This window comes from Brumimicrobium mesophilum (assembly GCF_003025005.1).
Classification (GTDB): domain Bacteria; phylum Bacteroidota; class Bacteroidia; order Flavobacteriales_D; family Crocinitomicaceae; genus Brumimicrobium; species Brumimicrobium mesophilum.
This window is the reverse complement of record NZ_PVSS01000020.1, coordinates 17404-37845: the sequence shown is the minus strand read 5'-3', so window position 1 is coordinate 37845 and position 20442 is coordinate 17404. Positions and strand designations below refer to the sequence as shown.

Annotated in this window: 23 protein-coding genes; 5 read left to right on the top strand and 18 right to left on the bottom strand. The window is 32.5% G+C overall.

The window, feature by feature from the left end:
* Positions 1 to 25 precede the first annotated feature (25 nt).
* The 7 genes from amaB to C6368_RS16415 form a co-directional block, all read right to left on the bottom strand.
* Entirely contained in the window at positions 26 to 1573 is a 1548-nt protein-coding gene (gene amaB, locus C6368_RS16450; protein WP_107040328.1) for an L-piperidine-6-carboxylate dehydrogenase, read from the bottom strand.
* A gap of 607 nt (positions 1574 to 2180) precedes the next feature.
* A complete protein-coding gene (locus tag C6368_RS16440; RefSeq protein WP_234369159.1) occupies positions 2181 to 3389 on the bottom strand; it encodes an NAD(P)/FAD-dependent oxidoreductase in 1209 nt (402 codons plus the stop codon).
* Between the two features lie 76 nt (positions 3390 to 3465).
* Complete coding sequence (locus tag C6368_RS16435; RefSeq protein WP_107040319.1) at positions 3466 to 4818, bottom strand: dihydrolipoyl dehydrogenase family protein; 1353 nt, start codon at positions 4816 to 4818, stop codon at positions 3466 to 3468.
* Between the two features lie 89 nt (positions 4819 to 4907).
* A complete protein-coding gene (locus C6368_RS17410; protein WP_199851663.1) occupies positions 4908 to 5147 on the bottom strand; it encodes a VOC family protein in 240 nt (79 codons plus the stop codon).
* 196 nt (positions 5148 to 5343) lie between these two features.
* Entirely contained in the window at positions 5344 to 5940 is a 597-nt protein-coding gene (locus C6368_RS16425; RefSeq protein ID WP_107040318.1) for a hypothetical protein, read from the bottom strand.
* 58 nt (positions 5941 to 5998) lie between these two features.
* Positions 5999 to 6334 (bottom strand): n-acetylglutamate synthase, encoded by a 336-nt coding sequence (locus C6368_RS16420; protein WP_107040317.1) that lies wholly within the window; start codon positions 6332 to 6334, stop codon positions 5999 to 6001.
* A 51-nt stretch (positions 6335 to 6385) separates the two neighbouring features.
* Entirely contained in the window at positions 6386 to 7099 is a 714-nt protein-coding gene (locus tag C6368_RS16415) for a VIT1/CCC1 transporter family protein (protein ID WP_107040316.1), read from the bottom strand.
* 311 nt (positions 7100 to 7410) lie between these two features.
* Here C6368_RS16415 and C6368_RS16410 point away from each other — a divergent pair, with 311 nt between their 5' ends.
* Positions 7411 to 7914: a hypothetical protein gene (locus C6368_RS16410; protein ID WP_107040315.1), complete on the top strand. Its 504-nt coding sequence runs from the start codon at positions 7411 to 7413 to the stop codon at positions 7912 to 7914.
* Between the two features lie 92 nt (positions 7915 to 8006).
* Here C6368_RS16410 and C6368_RS16405 read toward each other — a convergent pair whose 3' ends face one another.
* The 11 genes from C6368_RS16405 to C6368_RS16355 all read right to left on the bottom strand — a co-directional run bounded on the left by C6368_RS16405 (position 8007) and on the right by C6368_RS16355 (position 17428).
* Entirely contained in the window at positions 8007 to 8639 is a 633-nt protein-coding gene (locus C6368_RS16405; protein WP_107040314.1) for a DUF2306 domain-containing protein, read from the bottom strand.
* Between the two features lie 95 nt (positions 8640 to 8734).
* Positions 8735 to 10348 (bottom strand): SUMF1/EgtB/PvdO family nonheme iron enzyme, encoded by a 1614-nt coding sequence (locus C6368_RS16400; RefSeq protein ID WP_107040313.1) that lies wholly within the window; start codon positions 10346 to 10348, stop codon positions 8735 to 8737.
* 144 nt (positions 10349 to 10492) lie between these two features.
* Positions 10493 to 10729 (bottom strand): hypothetical protein, encoded by a 237-nt coding sequence (locus C6368_RS16395; RefSeq protein WP_107040312.1) that lies wholly within the window; start codon positions 10727 to 10729, stop codon positions 10493 to 10495.
* A gap of 336 nt (positions 10730 to 11065) precedes the next feature.
* Positions 11066 to 11395: a hypothetical protein gene (locus C6368_RS16390; protein ID WP_107040311.1), complete on the bottom strand. Its 330-nt coding sequence runs from the start codon at positions 11393 to 11395 to the stop codon at positions 11066 to 11068.
* 254 nt (positions 11396 to 11649) lie between these two features.
* Complete coding sequence (locus tag C6368_RS16385; RefSeq protein WP_107040310.1) at positions 11650 to 11880, bottom strand: YtxH domain-containing protein; 231 nt, start codon at positions 11878 to 11880, stop codon at positions 11650 to 11652.
* A gap of 461 nt (positions 11881 to 12341) precedes the next feature.
* On the bottom strand, positions 12342 to 12980 hold the full coding sequence (locus C6368_RS16380; protein WP_107040309.1) for a globin family protein: 639 nt from the start codon (positions 12978 to 12980) through the stop codon (positions 12342 to 12344).
* A 49-nt stretch (positions 12981 to 13029) separates the two neighbouring features.
* The gene (locus tag C6368_RS16375) at positions 13030 to 13470 is read right to left on the bottom strand and encodes a hypothetical protein (protein ID WP_107040308.1); all 441 of its coding nucleotides are present in this window, start codon (positions 13468 to 13470) and stop codon (positions 13030 to 13032) included.
* A gap of 219 nt (positions 13471 to 13689) precedes the next feature.
* The gene (locus tag C6368_RS16370) at positions 13690 to 14292 is read right to left on the bottom strand and encodes a YkgJ family cysteine cluster protein (RefSeq protein ID WP_107040307.1); all 603 of its coding nucleotides are present in this window, start codon (positions 14290 to 14292) and stop codon (positions 13690 to 13692) included.
* 184 nt (positions 14293 to 14476) lie between these two features.
* Positions 14477 to 16072, bottom strand: a complete 1596-nt coding sequence (locus C6368_RS16365; RefSeq protein WP_107040306.1) for a hypothetical protein — start codon at positions 16070 to 16072, stop codon at positions 14477 to 14479.
* Positions 16069 to 16815 carry a geranylgeranylglyceryl/heptaprenylglyceryl phosphate synthase gene (locus tag C6368_RS16360; RefSeq protein WP_107040305.1) on the bottom strand — a complete coding sequence of 249 codons (747 nt, stop codon included), beginning with the start codon at positions 16813 to 16815 and terminating at the stop codon, positions 16069 to 16071. The genes C6368_RS16365 and C6368_RS16360 overlap by 4 nt, the downstream gene beginning before the upstream one ends.
* The gene (locus C6368_RS16355) at positions 16802 to 17428 is read right to left on the bottom strand and encodes a 4'-phosphopantetheinyl transferase family protein (RefSeq protein WP_107040304.1); all 627 of its coding nucleotides are present in this window, start codon (positions 17426 to 17428) and stop codon (positions 16802 to 16804) included. The genes C6368_RS16360 and C6368_RS16355 overlap by 14 nt, the downstream gene beginning before the upstream one ends.
* 287 nt (positions 17429 to 17715) lie before the next feature.
* Here C6368_RS16355 and C6368_RS16350 point away from each other — a divergent pair, with 287 nt between their 5' ends.
* Genes C6368_RS16350 through C6368_RS16335 form a run of 4 tightly spaced genes read left to right on the top strand, consistent with a single transcriptional unit; the run spans position 17716 to position 20425 of the window.
* Positions 17716 to 18246, top strand: coding sequence for a YceD family protein (locus C6368_RS16350; protein WP_107040303.1), 531 nt, complete (start codon positions 17716 to 17718; stop codon positions 18244 to 18246).
* 20 nt (positions 18247 to 18266) lie between these two features.
* Complete coding sequence (rpmF, locus tag C6368_RS16345) at positions 18267 to 18458, top strand: 50S ribosomal protein L32 (protein WP_107040302.1); 192 nt, start codon at positions 18267 to 18269, stop codon at positions 18456 to 18458.
* Positions 18459 to 18494: 36 nt separating this feature from the next.
* Entirely contained in the window at positions 18495 to 19433 is a 939-nt protein-coding gene (gene plsX / locus C6368_RS16340) for a phosphate acyltransferase PlsX (protein ID WP_107040301.1), read from the top strand.
* On the top strand, positions 19433 to 20425 hold the full coding sequence (locus tag C6368_RS16335; RefSeq protein WP_107040300.1) for a beta-ketoacyl-ACP synthase III: 993 nt from the start codon (positions 19433 to 19435) through the stop codon (positions 20423 to 20425). The genes plsX and C6368_RS16335 overlap by 1 nt, the downstream gene beginning before the upstream one ends.
* Positions 20426 to 20442 lie beyond the last annotated feature (17 nt).

Here is a 20442-nt window from a genome sequence, read left to right as displayed (position 1 = left end):
AATATTTGAAGTTTTCTTGCAAAGACTACAAATCAAACTTGATGCCTTGCGCTAATGGCAATTCAGCAGTATAGTTGATAGTATTCGTTTGTCTTCTCATGTAAACTTTCCAAGCATCAGAACCAGACTCACGTCCACCTCCTGTTTCTTTTTCACCTCCGAATGCTCCACCAATCTCAGCACCTGAAGTACCTATATTAACATTCGCTATTCCACAATCAGAACCTTGAGCTGATAAGAAAGCCTCTGCTTCACGTAAGTTTGTTGTCATAATTGCAGAAGATAAACCCTGCACTACTCCATTTTGAAGTTTAATAGCTTCGGTAACATCACCGGCATATTTCATCACGTAAAGAATTGGTGCGAAAGTCTCGTGTTGAACAGTTTCATAGTGATTCTCAACTTCTAGAATAGCTGGTTTTACGTAACATCCAGATTCGTATCCTTTTCCTTCAAGAACTCCACCTTCCACTAATACTTTTGCTCCTTCTTTCTTTGCAGATTCAATTGCATTTAAGTAATTTTTTACAGAATCTTTATCGATAAGCGGTCCAACATGCATATTTTCATCCAATGGATTACCAATTTTAATCTGACCATAAGCGTCAACGATAGTTTTCATTACTTTATCGTAAATGCTATCGTGAATAATTAAACGACGCGTAGAAGTACATCGTTGACCAGCAGTTCCTACAGCACCAAACACAGCGCCTGGAACAACAATTTTCAAGTCAGCATCTGGAGTGATAATCATTGCATTATTTCCACCTAATTCTAACAATACTTTACCTAAACGTTTCGCTACAGCTTCGTTAACTGAACGTCCCATTCTTGTAGAACCAGTTGCGGAAACCAATGCGATATTCTTATCGTTGGCCATTGCTTTACCTACTTCTGCATCACCTATTACCATAGTTGAAACTCCCTCAGGAACATTATTCTTTGCAAATACTTCTTGTGCAATATTTTGACAAGCGATAGATGTTAAAGGTGTTTTTTCAGATGGCTTCCAAACACAGGAATCACCACAAACCCATGCCAAAGCTGTATTCCAACTCCAAACGGCAACTGGGAAGTTAAATGCCGAAATTACTCCAACAACTCCTAGTGGGTGATATTGCTCATACATTCTGTGTCCTGGACGTTCTGAAGCAATTGTTAATCCATATAGTTGACGAGAAAGTCCAACTGCAAAATCACAGATATCGATCATTTCTTGCACTTCACCAAGTCCCTCTTGGTATGATTTCCCCATTTCGTAAGAAACCAATTTACCTAATGGTTCTTTATATTCTCTTAAAGCATTTCCCAACTGACGAACAACTTCTCCACGCGCTGGCGCAGTCCATTGTCTCCATTCATAAAATGCATTTGTTGCTACTTCTACTGCCTCATTATAATCTTCTACAGAAGCTAATTTTACTTGTCCGATTTTCGAACCATCAACGGGTGTAAAAGAATCAATCACGTCGCCTTTTGTATCTATCCAGTTTTTTCCAGTTGATGCTCCTTTATTGACTTCGTTTTTAACTCCTAGTTGACTTAATACTTTATTGATATCAATTTCTGACATGAATTTTTTGATTTTTTGATTCATGCGAAAGTAAGGAGATTTTAGGAGAATGTAAAGAAATGTTAGGGTAGTCTTTTAGTTTTTGAGGTTTAATCAGTTAAAGTTTGACGATTCCTATAAACCAACTAAAACCTGTATTAATTGATAAAAAGTAATTGTAATAATTCTCCTAATTGGTAGAACGCAAAAATAATTAATATTGAAAGTTCATTCTGGTATTTAATTGGGCTTTTGAATGTAAAAGCAAAGCACTAAACCGGAACAATCATCATTAATCTCACCTCATTTAATAAGGGTAAATTTAAAATTGAAACGAGAAATGAAATAAATACAAATAAGCCAATTATCATTCCTAAATGTTTCTTTAATTTAAAACAATAAAAAGTATAAATTAGACTTAGAATTCCAAAAACAAAATATCCAAACGTTGTTAATATAGGAAAGGATAAAAATGGCACTACTACACTCAGAATCAACCCAATCAAAATCCATTTTAGAAACTTAGATTGCGTATTTTTGAAATAAAAAAGGCTAAGAATAATTCCGATTAAAAGTATAGATGTCAATAAGTTCATAATTTAATAAAGATCTCTAATAACTTGTAAAACTATCTTCTAAATTTATAATATTCTGCCAATGGATGAACTTTCTTATCTAGCATATCTGAAATTACTTCCGTTCCGATTACTGAAAATGTAATACCATTACCCCCAAAGCCCAACAAAAAATAAGAATTTTTAAAATTTGGATGTTCACCAATATAAGGCAAACCATCTTTGGTTTCTCCAAAAGTTCCTGCCCAAGCAAAATCAGATCTAAATTTATAATGAGGCAACATATTCTTCAACTGTTTCTCTAATTTTTTAGTTTTTTTAGAAATTAATTCATCCCGCATTTCTGTATTAATAAACTCCTCATCTTCCCCTCCAATTAACAAGCGATTATCGTCGGTTGTTCGCATATAAATATAAGGTTCGGCAGTATTCCAGAAAAGAGTATCATTCAGATGAGATTGGTGGTCTTCATTGGGTTCTCCAATAATAGCAAAAGTAGACAGCAATTTAACAAAATCATCTTTTATCATTTCCGTACTTTCATATCCGTTACAATAAATGACCTTATCCGCTGTGATTTTATTGTCGAATTCAGTAGTTAATTCAACTTTGGTTTTGCTATAATTCGTCAATTTAGTATCCGTCTTATCAAACACTTGTAAGCCTCTTTTCAAATTGAAAGCCAACAAGTCATGCGTTAATTTAAAAGCATCAACACTTGCCCCTTGCTTTGATAAAATTCCTCCTTGAGTATTTATAATCTTATATTTATTCTCAATTTCCTTTGGTGAAAGCCATTGCACCGAAATTCCACATTTTTTTCTTGCTTTCAATTCCTTTTCAAGATCTTTCACATCCTTTTTAAAGGCAGCATAGTAAAGTGATTTTTTCTTTTTAAATCCACAATCTGACTTTATTTTTTTAACTATTTTTTCCAGATCATTTATGGCCTTATGTCCCGCCAAATAATTTGCTTCAGCCGCATTTTCTCCAATGATTTGACTAAGTTTATGAAGAGGAAGGTCGATTTCATATTGTAACATTGAAGTTGTAGCAGAAGTACTTCCGTTAGCAATTTCTCTACGATCAATCAAGGTGGTGTCATAACCCTCCTCCATACATTTATGGGCCATCAGAGCACCCGTGATTCCACCACCAACTATTAGTATTTCAGTCTTTAAGTCTGATTTTACAGAAGGAAAGGAATTAATCAATCCATTTTTAACCCGCCAAAAAGGTTCATTCGAAGTGAGGTCCATCATTTCATATTTAGGAATAATTCAACTTTAAATAAAGACAATAAGCTTAGTGTTTATGGTTTTTTAGAGGAATTTAAAACTACAACATTGACTCAATATCTGATCCCCATGTTGGATAGGCAAAAACCATATTCTTAAACTCACTAACTGTAAGTTTTTGATTAATAGCCATTGTGAACAGATTGATAATTTCACCAGCTGTTGGAGACAAAATATGTGCTCCAATAATGGTTTGGCTCTTTTTATCAAGGATTATTTTGTAACTATAATTCTTTTCGTTCAAAAGTTTTGCGTTGAACCAATAAGGAACTTTTTCATAGTTAATTTGGTATTTATCTTTCTGATTTTCTAAATCCCTTTCACTCATACCCACCATAGCCAATTGAGGTACACAATGAACCATTAAAGGAATCGCTAATTGTGGGAGTTTATTTTTATTCCCTTCTCGAATGTTTTTAGATAAGATTTTGGCCTCTAAACTTGCGGTTGGTGTAAGGGGAGGGAAAGAAGTCGCTGCAACATCACCACAAGCATAAACATGGGGATTACTCGAACTCTGAAGAAATTCATTTACCCTCACACCTCTTTTTTCAACTTTTACATTGCCGTTTTCTAAATCCAATTCATTTACTGCTGGAACACGACCTGCCGTATTGAAAACCATTTCTGTTTTCATTGACTTTATTTCACCATCCATTTCATAATAAACACGGTAGTTTTTTTGAAGTTTTTCTACCTTGTTAACTTTTGCTCCGAGAATAATATTAATCCCTAAATCTTTTGACACATCTGCTAATTCATTGGTCAAATCTTTGTCAAACTCTTTTAAAATAGCATCACCAAACTCAATGATCGTAACTTTAGCTCCACATCTGGCCGCAATGTGTGCCAATTCCATTCCGATATAACCACCACCAACAAAAACAATCTCTTTTGGAAGCGCTTCAAGATTTAAAAAATCATCGCTAATTCTTAAATATTCCCGACCTGGAATTTTTAATTCTAAAGGGATGTGACCTGTTGCGATAACTATTTTCTTAGCTTTTATTAATTTTCCTTCTACAGACAAAGTTTGTTCACCAATAAATTTAGGTGATTGATGATATAATGTAATCCCTGCTTTTTTTAAATTTTTTTCAGTCTGAACTGGAACAGTATCAGTAAAATCTTTTTTGAAATTTTGTAAACTTTTCCAATCAATTTTAGTTTCACTCAACAATCCTTTTTCTTCTAAATTTCTTACAGATTGTAACACCTCTGTAATTCCAGAAAAAACTTTCTTTGGACTGCATCCTCGAAGGGCGCAAGTCCCACCATATTCTCTATTATCGGCAATTGCAACTTTCATTCCTTCAGCTGCACAGTCAAAAGCTATTGTCTTCCCAGAACCACCCGTTCCAATAACAAATACATCAAATTCTTGTAAGGCCATATCTTATAAAGTTTTTAAAAAAGTGAAATTCTTATTTAAAATAATAACAATAACTGATCAATAGATATGTGTTAACTTTAATTATAGATTTAGTTTTTAACTGGAGAAGAAACATCTACTAAACTACCGTCAGGATCTTTGAGAAGGAAACGTCTTTGTCCGTAAAAAGTATCCTTTGGTTCGCTCACTATTTCTAACTTTTCAAGTTGAGCGATTTCATAAATTTCATCTGCATTATCAACCACAAAAGTGATATAAAAACCTGTTGGTAAATTTTGAAATTCGTTTGGAACCAGTTCATGATTTTTATCAATAATTCCCAATTCCAAGTTTTTATCTTTTGAAACTAAATGAATAAACCAATCACTTTAAAAGTCCACTTTAAAATCAAAAAGTTTAGTATAAAAGTCTCTACTATTATTTAATTCATTTGAACATATATTTGTAAGTAATCTATTGATTTTTTTCATGTTAATTTGTGTAAAATAGTTAAGTATTTAAAGCGATAAAATTCAAATTCAGAAATTAATTAATTCGAATATACTTGCCTCCTTGCAGCATAAACTCACCAGTTTCAATACAACTTAACCCATCATTCGGCAGTTTCTCACTTTTTATAAAAAGTATGCCATTAATTATTTCAAATTCAGCCCTACAAACCTTCACTTTTTTCTTACTTTTCTCATCATAACAAACTTGATTATAAAAATTCGAAAACATAATAGTTTCTAACAACTCAATATTTAGTAGAAACATGAAACCATAAATATCTACACATTCGTCAATAATACTGCGGTTAATTTGAATATCTATAAAACCTTCCCGCATTTTTTCAACAGTCACAATTTTTGTTTTTTTGCCTAAAAAAAATTCATAGTCTAATTCATAAACTTTCCAAATATCATATTTCTTTTGAAGAAAAAATAAACCTTCATTGTGATTAAAATCCATAACTATAAAGTGATTATTATCTTCATAAACACTAATTTCCTTTAAATAATCAATTGTTGATTCCTCAGAAATTGTATCAATTAATTTTAAAGGTTTTAATTCTACTTCAGATTCGTTTTGACCAAATATTTGGAATGAAAATAATAGAAATATGAGTAAGGTTTTATTCATAATAAATTTTATTGAAAGTGAATTTTCATCCTTTAAAATATAAGCTTTTTAATTGAATCTAAATCTCTTCTAAAACCGATTTACCAGAAGATTTATCTCCAGAAGTCCATTGCCAATTTTCATGGAGTCTAATTTTTCCATTCGGTAATATCTCAGGTGTTGACTTGCACCTTCCTGTCATTAACTCACCATAAATATTTACTTGATGATATCGCATTTTTATAATTCCATCTTCATCAACTAATCCAATCAAATGACCTTTTTTTATTTTTCCACCAGCATAATCTGAGGTAAGGATATTACCTTCTTGTTTGTAAATAAAAACAGTTTCTGAAGTAGTTTCACCGTTTTCTGTATTATGAAGTGGACGGAATTTTTTATTATTGTAATTCATTTTTTTATCAGTTTTCAAACGAAGATAGAAGAGATCAAGGGAGTTTTTACTCTAAATATTCACATTGAACAAATAACCCACAAACGCAGTTAATCCCATGGCTACGGTTCCCCAAAGAGTTATTCTTAAAACCGCTTTTAAAATACTAGACCCACCGGTATATGCAGAAAGAGCACCAAGCATCATTAAAAACAAAATAGCAAATCCGTATAACGAATATTCCATGATTTCCAATGGAATAAACAAAGCAACTAAAAAAGGCAACAATCCTCCGATAGTAAACGCAGCACCAGAAGCGAAAGCAGCTTGAATTGGCTTTGGTTCGTTGGCGTCGCTAATTCCTAATTCATCCCTAATATGTGCTTTTAAAGCATCTTTTTCAGTGAGCTCTTTGGCCACAATTAAGGCCGTTTCTTTTTTGAGGCCTCTTTGTTCATAAATATCAGCTAAATGCAGCAATTCATACTCGGGAGTTTCTTTCAATTGTTTGCGTTCTCTTTCAATATCCGCTTTTTCTAAATCAGATTGTGAACTTACCGAAACATACTCACCAGCTGCCATTGACAAAGCTCCAGCCACTAATCCGGCCAGGGTAGCAATAATTAAAGTCTGTCTAGATTCACTAGCTGCCGCAACTCCAATTGCAAGACTTGCAGTAGAAAGAATACCGTCATTTGCACCCAAAACAGCTGCACGAAGCCAATTGCTTTTGTGGATGTAATGTTTTTCTAAATAATTTTCAAGCTTTATTGATTTATCATCCATGTTTCAATGATTGGAAAAGAATTGCACATGCCAATTTTCTAATCCCAAAGTAACGGATTTTTTCAAACTAAACAATTTGAAAATTTATCTATTTACTTACGATTCCTATTTCTTTATTTACACTTTTAATAGAAATAATTACAAAATATTGAACCATAAAAATAGCTTACAAACATATATGCTTTTAATGGCAGTAAGTTGTTTACGCATAGAATTATAAAAAAATATAGGAGAAAATCTTTATAAATAGTGATCAGAAATAGTATGAAAAGAATTTGATTTTAGTTAGATTTATTGAAAATTCGAAACTTATGCGCTTAATAATTTTAATATTCGCTTTACCTTGCCTTTTCTTCACAAGTTGCGCCTCAACACAAGATGTTCAGAACAGCACAAATACAGAAGATAATTCGACGGAAAAACCAACAAATTCCGAGATTGTAAAACTGGATTTTGAAATTGTTAAAAGCAAAAAAAATCAAGAACAAATCACATTAATTAAATCAGAAGTTATAGCGGGAAAACTAGATGAAAGTGAAATCATTTATCCTCCTAAAGAATTAAGTAAATTGCTGGTTAGATTAGTGGATTCTAAAAACATCATTACGGATGAATTGGTAATTATGAAGTCTAATCTTCAAATTATAGATCAATACGAAGAAGAAGAACAAAAAGAACTGATAAATGACCAAATAGAAAGGAACTATTTCTCAATTCGTTTTAATAAAAGTTTGAATGTAAAAACGGTCAAGATTTTCAAATTAGAAGATGAAAAATCAGTCGAAATTTATAACGAAAAAATCGCACGTTTTTGAATCAATTAGAGGGAAATCATCTACTTAAATTCAACATAAATATTAAAACTTATCTCCGCTTAAAATTCAAATATTATCCATTGGAATTGACCTCACTTTTGTTGAGGCCTCACTTTACTCAACCAATATGCGATAAAAAAACCGCCTATTATTCCTGGAATGAACCATCCATAAAAACTTGGGAAAAACTGATTTACCACAACGAAAGCGGTTACTGCAGCGATATAGCCTCCCATAATATTTCCTAAATGTAACTTCAACCAATCTTTTTGTAAACGTTCAGGGTGTTTGTATAAAGTCAAATTTTTAAATGCTGAAAGAATTCCGACGACAGCAAATACCGATAAAACTATATTGATCACTCCAAGTAGAATTATTGGCAGGCTAATCATTAAAATTCCGGCGAAAATCATAATCCATGCCATCCATTTTTCAAAAGTTAGATTTGGATTCTTATGCTTAAATCTAAGTGCTCTTTTCCCAATTAAAACAAAGTATAAACTAAATAAACCCACAGCAAAAAGGAAAGGACTTTCGTGATTAGGAAGCACTGCAATAATCATTGCACTAATAGCTGATATAACCATTGAATAAAAGAATACTAGGCCTGATCTCCTATGTACTTTTAAACCTTTCTTAGCAATCATTGCAATAAGACCAAAAATGAATGCTACGCCGCCAAAACTGGCATGAATGATAATAAAAATGCCAATTGCTTGTTCCATTATGTAGTTTGTTTTCTACAATGTAATGCTTTGAAAAACAATTTACAAGGAATCCCATAAAGATAGCGTTGAAAAACTAGAAACTCACTAAAAGACTACCTTCCAAAAGCCACCCAAAAATCGTGTTCTGCGGATAGCTTTTGAAACTCCATAAACAAATCTTCTTTGTCGTTTTTCATTTCATGATTATACACACTTTGGAATGGTTTAATAAATTTACCTCTATATGCATTGAAGAAAAAAGCGTCGTCTAAATGCTCAATTTCTGATCTTCCCATTACTACAATTTTGTGTTTAGAAAGTATTGAACGAATACTTGGAAAGTACAATAAATATGTTGGATCAACAGCAATGCTATCCGTATAAAAAGCCATTCCGATTTGACGCGTTTCGGAACTCATGCTTTCTGTATTAATAATAAAATCTTCTTTTATTTCAACTCTGCTGAAATCCCAAGAATCGTATTCATAAGCTATTTTCAAGAGATCTTCATTAGTTAATTCATTTTTAAAACTTCCATTATTTTCATAAAAATACCAGGTGAGGTCTTGTTCAAAAACTTGTTTAACTATAGATTTTAAATCAATTTGATTAAACAATTCAGGCTCGTTTTTCTCAGAAAATTGTTTCCAACCTCTTGCAGAATAAGCAACAGAACGCAATTTCAAATAACGATTTTTATACAAATTCTTATCATTCCTTTCTAAAACATAACTTGGGTTCTCTGCGTAAATTTCTTTGTAAGGATGGTTAGATACAGGATACACAAATTCAAAAGATCTATTATTTGAATAATTTCTTTGTACTTTCAATACTCCTGTGCTATCCCAAACTGACCAAATTCCAATTCTCTGCCCTTTGAAAAATTCACCTAAAACCTTAGTTTCACCTGTCTGATATTTTTCATGATAAATTCCATTGAAATGATTGTTTTGAAAGCCAAAATCAGCATTTACAAACAAACTATCATTCATGGATTTTATCGCGTCTGAACTTTTTCTTACTACTCTAAAACCAACATATCTGGAAGAACTGTCTTGATAAATATATTTGTAAGGTGCGTTAATTAGGTGAAAATCATTTTTTGAACCTGGAGAATACTCCATATGATAAGAACCACCATAAATCACTTTTCTTTTCAGCGCTGGAGGATCATACGTTTTTGCATTATATTGATAATCTACCGTCATTTCTGAAAGCTCAAACATACTCTCGTCATAAGCATTCAATGTCCATGATTCAAGACCTTGATCTGTTTTTGGATTATACAATTCATAGTAAGCAATTAACTCTGAAACTATAGGTAAATCATATTCAAAACTTCTACCTTTCAACTTCGATTTTTCAGTTAGCCAATTACAATAATTTTGTGCTACGGTCCATGAAACACCAGGCATTGGTTTATTTTGTAATGCTTCGTTTTTCAAAATATTATTGAATAACTCGATACTAAAAGTTATGGATTTCGGTAACTGAGTTTCATAAAAACCCAAAGTAGAATCGCGTTTAATTTCTTCCATATAGGTTTTAAATTCCCCAACAGAAATAAACTCCGAAATGCTAAATGGAGTAACTAGCAACTCCTTTGTTTTTGATGATGCAATTATAGGCTCAACAGTCATTTCTGGCACAGGATAAAACTGTCCAAAAGAAGTTTCAGAAAACAAAAATGAAAAGATAAAAAGTAGGGTAAGTTTTATTGGTTTCATAAATAAAATTTTAGCGAAAGTATAAAAGTAATGTACATACTATATCGGAATAATTCAGATTGGTTACACTTCATCGCTAACTGAATTAAAAAAGTCGCATAGATGCGACCTTTTTAATATTTATAAATCAATTTGGTTATTCTTTCAATTCACACTCACCTCCAAAACCTCCAGCACTTTGATCATGCATACTACACGTGTCAAATTGTTCTTGTTTTGATAAGTGGCGCAAATCATATTCTTGTTTTTCACCATTAGCAAAATCACAATAGCAGAATCCGTTAATTTTGAATTATAATCACAATCCATACCACAATCTAAGGCTGAAGCAATTTCATGAATCAAATCAAATTTCTTGGGTGCATCTTTTGTATTATCCATAAAAACATCCTTTTCGTCCTCGTTTAATACTTGTAAAACCTCTTCTAAATGAGACTTGGGAAGGAATTCCTCTGGCTTAAAATGTACTGGACGAATTTCATGATCCTAGAGCCTAATTGATTCAACGAAGTTCTTTAAAAACACTTCATGAATACTCATCTCATTCTCCTGCATTCGATGTATTAAAAATACTATAGAAACTAAACAATAAAAAAATGATTGATTTTTTTAATCTAACAAGCAATAAATATTCTTTGATGCGGTAAAATTAAGGCAAAAAAAAATCACTTAACATTAAATGCTAAGTGATTCTCAAATCTTTTAAAAATAACAATCTTATAATAAGATAATTAATAGAATGATTATTAAGAGCAATCCACCAACAGAAATATAAACCCCACCTCCTACTGCGGTCGTTTTTTCTATTTCACGAACTTCTTTTCTTAGCGCTCTTTTCTCTGATCTATCAAGGTCAGAAAGATCCATGTTTTTGATTTCAATTAATCTTGATTCAATATCACTCGTTCTTTCTTCCTTCTCTATAACAACTCTATCTTTAAGACGCTCTGTCAATGGCTTATCTGATTCTTGAGCAGTTAAAGTTGTTGGTACTAGCATTAATGTCAACGCTCCAAAAAGCGCAATAAGTGTTTTTTTAGTTTTCATATTTTTAAGTTTTAATTTCTAAAATGGGATTTATTTAAAAAGTTGATACATTTTAAAAGTACTAATTTATTATTTAATGAAGGTTTTATAAAATTTGAAAAAAGTTAAAATTCTTAAATAAATAATTGATTTTTGAAGATTTTCGTCAAGTTACCACCTCCTTTAAAAGATAAACAACTCACATAACCCTATTCTTCTATTTAAAGAATAGTTTCATGTGAGTTATCTTCAAAATTTTAAAGATTAATTAAGTCTTAAGCCTTTTTAATTTTTTCAGCAAGCTCCTTTTCTTCACTATGTAATTTATTTGCAAGTGAGTCCATTACACCAGTAACTTTCGTTTTTAAATCATTGATGGTATCTGTACTTTTGCTAGAAATCATATCTCTAGTATCTGACCCCTTATGTGGCGCAAATAATACTCCTAAAATTGCTCCTGCCGCTATTCCTGCTACTACTCCTAAAACTACTTTTCCTGAATCCATGTTTTGTTTTTTTTAAATTGATTAATTATATTAAATTCCTTGAAATTTTAGCTTGAACTTTCCAATTGATAAATTGTTTTATAAAAAGAACAGCCATGCAAAATTTCTTATTTAACATTTCTTTTATGCTTGTTACTAAGATACAAAATTATGGTAGAGATTTGAGTTATAGACAATTATTAGGAGTTCATTTATATAAATTTAACGAAATCAACAATGATTAAAAACCTCCACCTTTTTGTCTACTCTCCTTGATGAATAGTGTTAATATTGAACTACGTTACATAAATATCTTTTGTCTAAGATTTTCTAACCCAACAAAAAAGGATGAATCCATTAAAAAAAATGAATTCATCCTCCTGAAAACAATTACAGATTTCAATTTAATGTTCGCTGGTAGAAGCAGCAATCATCTCATTGAATATTCAACCTGCGATCTATCTAACACACATTATACTTGATTATTGAACAATGTCGTTTTCGGTACTATAAAGTATAACACCTAATTGTCCAATTACACTATTAGGAACATTTAATCCTTGGGCAGCCAATACAATGTCTCCAACAAACTTATCAAAATCTGCATTGTCTGTAACAAATTGTTGATTAGCAGAGCCAAATCTAGAATAAGTCATATTGTTGTGCGCATCGGCCATTGACTTACCTTGATAAACCATTTGACCACTTACTGCTTGCTGTGTAAAGTCAGTGAAACTCTCCAACAATTGAGCGAATCCGGTAGTGTTACCATTTCCAACTTCATTCAATAAAGTAGGGAAATACTTAGCCAAAACTGTGTCTCCAGCAATGATTTGCAAAGAACCTTCTACAACTTTTCTAATTGCTAATCGACCAGCTTGGATCATTTGACCAGAATTATCAGGATCAGAAATACTCTTAGTACCCTGACCTTCTATTGCCATACTTGGGTCTCCTCCTTGTATGAACCAACCCAATGTATCATAAAGCGGGGTACTCATTAATACTGGAGGTTCAACTTCCGGTGGTGTAACTTCGTCTTTCTTACAAGACATAAAAGAGCCAAATCCAATCAGTATTGTTAAGACAATAACGAACGGTGTTTTTGATTTTTTAAACATAATTTAAAGTTTTAAAGATTAATAAATAGTGATTTAGATGAATAGGAAGTTAATTAACAATTTTTGAAACCATACTCGTCAACTTTCCATAGAAGGAATCGCTTTCTATTGCTGGACATCCTTTAGAAAGATCTTCTTCAGAAACTGTATACCTTGAACTAAGATAATTGGAACCTTGATTAAATTCTTTGTATATATTTTCTGTAGAATTTTTACGGTTATCGAAAGTGTAAATAAGGATATCACTTCCAACATTAAAGTAAGTGGATTTGACACCTTCGATATTTTTGAATTGATTTTCAATGGCGTTCGCTTGCCCTTCATTAATTTGTTCATCAAAATCTAATCTGCCTATTTGTGTTGTTGCAAGCGGCAAAGCTTCTTTTCCATAAACCATAATTCCAATATGAATTACAAGTGTTGCAAAGAATAAAAAAGCACCTCCGAGTAATATCGTAGCAACCATTTTAATTTTTTTTCTAGTTTTCATTCCATAGAGTTTTTAGTTTAGAGAGGCATATCTTTTATGCGTTTAAATTCATTTAATTGATTTAAAACATTCTCTTTTTAATACCTACGAACTAAAAACGTTTTTGGATTTAATATTTTGAAAAAAATTTTAGAACACATAAAAACCTTTGAATTTAATGAGCTTAAATTTTCACTCCATCAATTCAAAAGTTCTATTTGTTAGGCCAAATGTTATTCACTAACCACAGTTCAAATGGGCTCCTGAATAAGGTCGATAATAATAATATTGTAATACCTCTTCCAAAGCGATTTTAAGCGCTTTATTGACTGGCAAAATAGTATTGCCCATATGATGATCTATTTGACTAAGTTTCATATAGTAATCGGCAAATACTGGGACGAACATCCCGTTAGTTATGGATTTCACTGTTTTCCCGTAATTTTCAGTTTGACCTTCTTTAATAGTTTTACAAGTAGCAAGCCTTAGTTGACCAAATTTATCTCTAGTTGCACCAAAACCAAAGAGTCGACAAATTAATCCTCGGTATTTATAGGCGCTACAACGGCCTTTCCCTAAAACGGTTAATGACTTATAAATGTGGCAGGTTTTACTGTTTGTTTGGTTAAGTTCAACAAGTGTGTTTTCTGCCTCTCCATTCAAGAACAAATGGAATGCCCATGGTAAAAACTCTAATGGTGAAGCGTCCAAATTAGGATGAGTGCAACAGTTTCCACAACCTGAAACGCACCTTAAACCTGATTCTTTTTTAAATTGAACACTTTCCAATTCTAAATCGCAGAATAACTTTTCTACTAATTTCACCTTCCGTTCTATCGACATTAATTTTTATTCAAATGTAGAATGAAAAACAATTTGGTTTTCACCATTAAATGTTAAAAAAAGAAGAAAGTTTTATTGGCCAAAAAGAGATTGAGAAAGTGATGTTCTTTTACAGAATTGGAACTTTTACAGCAAGCGCGAAACTAATAATTACTAAAGTTTTAATTTGTATTTGGGAAAATGATCAACTTCCAAACTCCTCAGAATAATTCTCCCCTATTTTCAACCTAAACCTCGTTCCTTTTTCTACTTTTAAAATTGCAACAGAAGTTAAAACAATCTCACCTTTTGGAAGTGCTATTGATGGAAGTCCGCCTGAACAAGGATAGCTATATGGATGTTCAAGCGCTTTCCACTCTCCATTCGCTTCTTTAATTTCTGTAATTATTGGAATTTGCGAACCATAACCTATCAAAATTTGATCATTAGAAAGGTTTTCTAAAACCACAGGATATGCACGGTAAACAAATTCTCTCATCTCAAACTTAGTTCTCCCAATATTTCTGATGAGTTGGGAAGTATCTATCGTTATTTTGATTTTAGCTTCTTCCCAAGTTTTAGGAATTGAGTCAAAACGAAAGTTCAAATCCTTGTAATATTTGGAATAATTTTCTCGCTTTTCATTGAATAATTCAGCTTTAACTTTATTCTGTTTCATCAATTCTTTATCTTCTAAAACTTGAAAAATTGTGGCAGCTCCAAAAGCATACGAAACAAGATTATAATCTGCATAAAGGGTGTCCTTTATCTCACCAAAATACAATGGAGAAGAATTAGAGAAGTTCCTTTTTTCTAATTTTCTATTTGTAGACTTAAATTGAAATGTATCCATTATAATTGGAAATTGATTTTCTAATTTTGAATCAGTTTCGTTTTCGATAAGTTCAATTTCATTCTTTTCCTCCCGCTCACATTCAAAAAAAACAAAATTAAGCAACAATACAATCACTGCAACAATAAAGAAAGGTGACTTTACAATTTCATTAAGCCTAGATTCAGGTTTCTTACTTCTAACATTAAAAGATTTAGCATTGGTAAATAACAAAACCTTCTCGTGATCTTCTTCTTTAAGGTTTAATCCAATAATTGAAGACTTAATCCTTTCTAAAATTAATGGGCTCAAATCATTTCTTTGAACAATTAGTTTTGCGGTATTGAAATAAGTGATGAGGTCAGCATAAAAGTGACTGTCCAATTCATTCAAAACCTCTACATAATTATGATCATAAACCATTTTAAGCTGTTCAATCAATTCCTTATCTTGACTCACTTTTGTTTGAACCAAAAGTTGACTCAAATAGGCACTAACTGGTTTTTGGACTTCGATGCGTTTCTCCTTCTTGAGTAATGCACTAAATATTAAATGATTTTTCAACTCAAATAAATCATTAATCTGAGTGTAAAGCTTTATCTTACATAAGAGAATTGGTGCTAAATATACTTCGATAAAATCTTGATATAACTTAAGTAATGAGCTTTCATCATGGTGTTTAATTTGTTCATCTGGTAAAATTATATCTCCTTTACTAAATAAATATTCTACAAGTAAATGGTCATCTTCTATCCAATCATGAAAACCAAGAACATGTTCCTCTTGGAGTTGACTAATGATAAAAATCAATTGTTTTCGAGTAAATTCTTGACCAAAAGCAATTAATATGTCACTTTTTTCAAAATGTTGGTCAACCGATATTTTTAATCTTTCAATAAATTCATCATCCATGCGTGAGACATCCAGCTTAAAAACTGTTGCTAATCTTCTTACAGTGATGAATTTCATGAAACTGTATTTGATTTATAAATCTGAATGTCCAATAAAAAATCAATGTCCTCTTCAATCTTATTTCCAATTACAATTACATTTGTCCCCGCGGATGCCAGAAATTTAATTTGTTCTACAGAACGAACTCCTCCACCAACAATTGTAATCGTTTTTAATCTTGAATTTACTTGTGAAATTAGTGATACTTCAACTGGTTCACTGGCTCCACTGCCAGCATCAAAATATACAACTTGATTACCTTGCAGCGTTCCCGCGATGGCCGTATTTAAAGCAATCAATGAATTATCTCTAGGAATTGGCGTGGTTTGACTCACATAAGCCACGGTAGATTGCTTTCCTCCATCGATCAAAATATACGCCGTAGGAATAATTTCCAAATCCAATTGAATAACCTCTTGTGCACTTTTCACATGCTGCCCAATTAAATACTCCGGGTTTCGACCAGAAAGTAAACTCAAATATAATAGAGCATCTGCATCATTGGAAATTTGTTGATGGTCACCAGGAAAAATCACTAATGGAATTTTCGTTAGGCTTTTTAAAATCGACGTTGTTTTTTCAAAATCTGAACGCGTAACTGTACTTCCGCCAATAAAAAAGTAATCAATCTTCGCGAATTCGGCTTTTTCAACAATCTTTTGTAAATCGCCTTTAGAATTTGTCATTTCAGGATCAACTAAAACAGCAATTTGACCAGTTTTAGCCCTCAGTTTTTGGATAATGTGATTAGTTGACCTCATAAACAGGAGATGGATTAATTGAAATTACAAAATTATCTTTAACATCTAAAATAAGCTCTACTTCTTTTTTATTATCCGGAAAATAAATCCTGCCTTTCCATTTTTGCTCATTAATTCTTGTGAGCAATAAACTCTCAGCAAAAATAATCTTCTTTCTTCCAGCCAATTTATACAAAGCTTCTTTTCCCGACCAAACTTTAATCATTTCTTCAACAGAAGAAGTGTTGGTTAACCGTTCTTCTTCCGCACTTAAAAATTTATGTTTTACACGCATCACTTTTTCATTGATAGGCTCCAGATCCAAACCTACTTGAAAAGTTTCACAATAAGCCATTCCCACAACATGATTAGCATGAGAGATAGAAATAAAACCTTCACCTTCCACGTAAGGCGCTCCAATTTCGGAATAAAGAATCGGTTCATTTCCAAAATGCATAGTTCTTAAAACGCGTGTGGCTACATATTCTCTTCTTCTTGAAGAATGATTTAGAGATTCTAACTTTTTGTGTTCAGATGGAAGTAAATTATGTAGGTGTTCTTCCGTAACAAAATCGTCGTAGTAAAGTAAGAAAACTGATACTGGTCCGTAATTAATTTTTTCGGTGTGGAACATAATTTTTTAAACTAGTTAGATGAAATATACTTCAAAAAATAATTCATTGAACTTTCTTCAAAATTCTGAAACTTATAGTAAGATATTCGGTATAAAATTAACATTCATACTTGAAAAAGTAAATTTAGGAGAGCGAATTATCGTTTTGTGGAGAATAAAAAACCAAAGTTAACAGGTGTTAATAACTTGTTTGGCATAAAAAAGTGTAACTTTGTGGATTCTTTTGTAAGAAGAAGTGCAATTTGTATTAATTTTTATACATTTGCACTCCAAAATTTTTGGACATTATGAGTTCGAATAAAGAGTTTATTATACCGTTTGAAGGCTTAAAGAATGGAAAACATTCATTTGAGTTTAATATAACGACAGAGTTCTTTGAAGAGTTAGCGTATTCTATTATTCAAGGAGGTGATGTAAAAGTCGATTTCCAGTTGAATAAGAAAGACACTATGTTGATTGGTGATATTGAAATGTCAGGTACAGTTCAAAAATCATGTGATCGATGTACAGATATAATGGACATTCCATTGGAAGTTTCGCACCAAATTATTTATAAATTTGGCGAAGAAGAAAGTGTGGATGAAAATTTAATTGTCCTTCCAGTTTCAGCATTTACAATTGATATCGCATCAACTTTATACGAATTGTTAACCGTGGCATTGCCAGGAAGAACAGTTCATGAAGAAGATGAGTGCAATGAAGAAATGTTGGACTTAATAGATAAATACGTTGATTCATCAGAAAGTTATGAAGACGAATCCGACGATGATGAGGAAGATACCGATCCACGTTGGGACGCATTAAAAAATTTGAATTAAAATCTTAAATATAAAGTAAAATGGCACATCCAAAAAGAAGAACGTCGACTACAAGAAGAGATAAGAGACGTACACACAAGAAAGCAATAGCTGGAAATATCTCAACATGTCCTACAACAGGTCAACCGCATTTATTTCACCGTGCTCACTGGTACGAGGGAAAACTTTACTATAAAGGTCAAGTAATTGCTGAGAAAGAAGTAGCAGTATAATTTGCTTATCCAGCAAACTAAAGTGTACAAACACTTATGAAACTTGGATTAGATATTAGTGGTGGCGATTTTGCACCAAGAGCAAATGTTCTTGGTGCAATATTGGCTTTAGACCATCTGCCCGACGATGTAGAAATTGTTCTCATCGGACGTGAGGAAGAAATTACCCCAATTTTGAAAGAAAAAGGGGTGGATTCTAACCGTTTATCAATTGTTAATGCTCCAGACATCATCACGATGGAGGATCATCCTACAAGAGCAATTCCTCAAAAACCCAATAGTTCAATCTCAGTGGGATTTGAACTTTTAGCACAAAAAGAAATAGATTCATTTGCTAGCACAGGTAATACCGGTGCTATGCTTGTTGGTTCTATATATAAGGTAAACTCCATTCCTGGGGTAATTCGTCCTTGCATAACTTCTGTTTTACCTGTCTTTGGTGGTGGAGATTCTATCATTCTGGATGTTGGAGCAAATGCAGACTGCAAACCAGACGTTTTATATCAATTCGCCAGTTTAGGTTCTATTTATGCTAAAAGTGTAATGAACATTAAAAATCCACGTATTGGATTATTAAATATTGGAGAAGAAGAAGGAAAAGGAAATTTACTTACGCAATCTGCATACAAATTAATGAAGAACTCCGAGGATTTCAATTTTATTGGAAATATCGAAGGTCGTGACTTATTTACTGGAAAGGCAGATGTTGTAGTTTGTGATGGTTATACTGGAAATATTGTATTAAAACAAGCAGAAGGAATGTATTCTATAACTAGGAAACTAGGAATGAAAGACAAGTACTTAGAGCGTTTTAATTATGAAAATTACGGTGGAACTCCTATATTAGGCGTTAATTCTGACGTTATTATTGGTCATGGAATCTCTAATGACGTTGCAGTTAAAGGTATGTTGTGTTTAGCGCACAACGTTGCCAGCTCTGGATTAACTAAAAAGATAAAAGAAGCTTTCAAATAATGAAAAAAATAACAGCGGCAATAACAGGCGTTCAAGGTTATGTACCTGAAACGGTACTTTCTAACAAGGATCTTGAAAAAATGATTGACACCACAGACGAGTGGATAACTTCTCGCACCGGTGTAAAAGAAAGGCGAATGCTGGGTGATGGCAATCCTACTTCAGACATTGGAGTAGCTGCTGTAAACGAATTGCTTGCTAAAAAAGGAATTTCTCCAGAAGAAATTGACCTTGTAATATGTGCAACAGTAACTCCAGATCATCAATTTCCCGCAACTGCAAATATTATTTCTGATAGAACAGGAATGTCAAACGCTTGGAGTTTCGATGTAAACGCAGCATGTTCAGGATTCATATATGCATTAACTACAGGTTCTCAATTTATTGAAACAGGGAAATACAAAAAGGTTATTGTTATAGGTTCAGATAAAATGTCATCTATCATTGATTATGAAGATCGTACAACTTGTGTGATTTTTGGAGATGGTGGTGGCGCTGTTTTATTGGAACCAAACGAAGAAGGATATGGTGTCATCGACAGCGTCCTTAAAAGTGATGGTCAAGGAAAAAAATATTTAGTACAACCTGCAGGAGGATCAAAACTTCCAGCAAGTCATAAAACTGTTGATGAACGCTTGCACTATGTTAAGCAAGAAGGTCAAGCAGTATTTAAATTTGCCGTTACAAATATGGCAGATGTTTCTGCTGAGATAATGGAGCGCAACAATTTATCATCAGATGATGTAAATTGGTTGGTACCTCATCAAGCCAATTTACGAATTATTGATGCAACGGCAAATCGCATGGGATTATCAAAAGAAAAAGTGATGATCAATATCGAAAAATATGGTAACACTACCGCTGGAACTCTTCCTTTATGCCTTTGGGATTGGGAGAAACAGCTAAAAAAAGGAGACAATATTATTCTCTCTGCATTTGGTGGTGGTTTTACTTGGGGAGCAGTTTACCTTAAGTGGGCTTACAATTCTTAAAATAAAATACGTACATT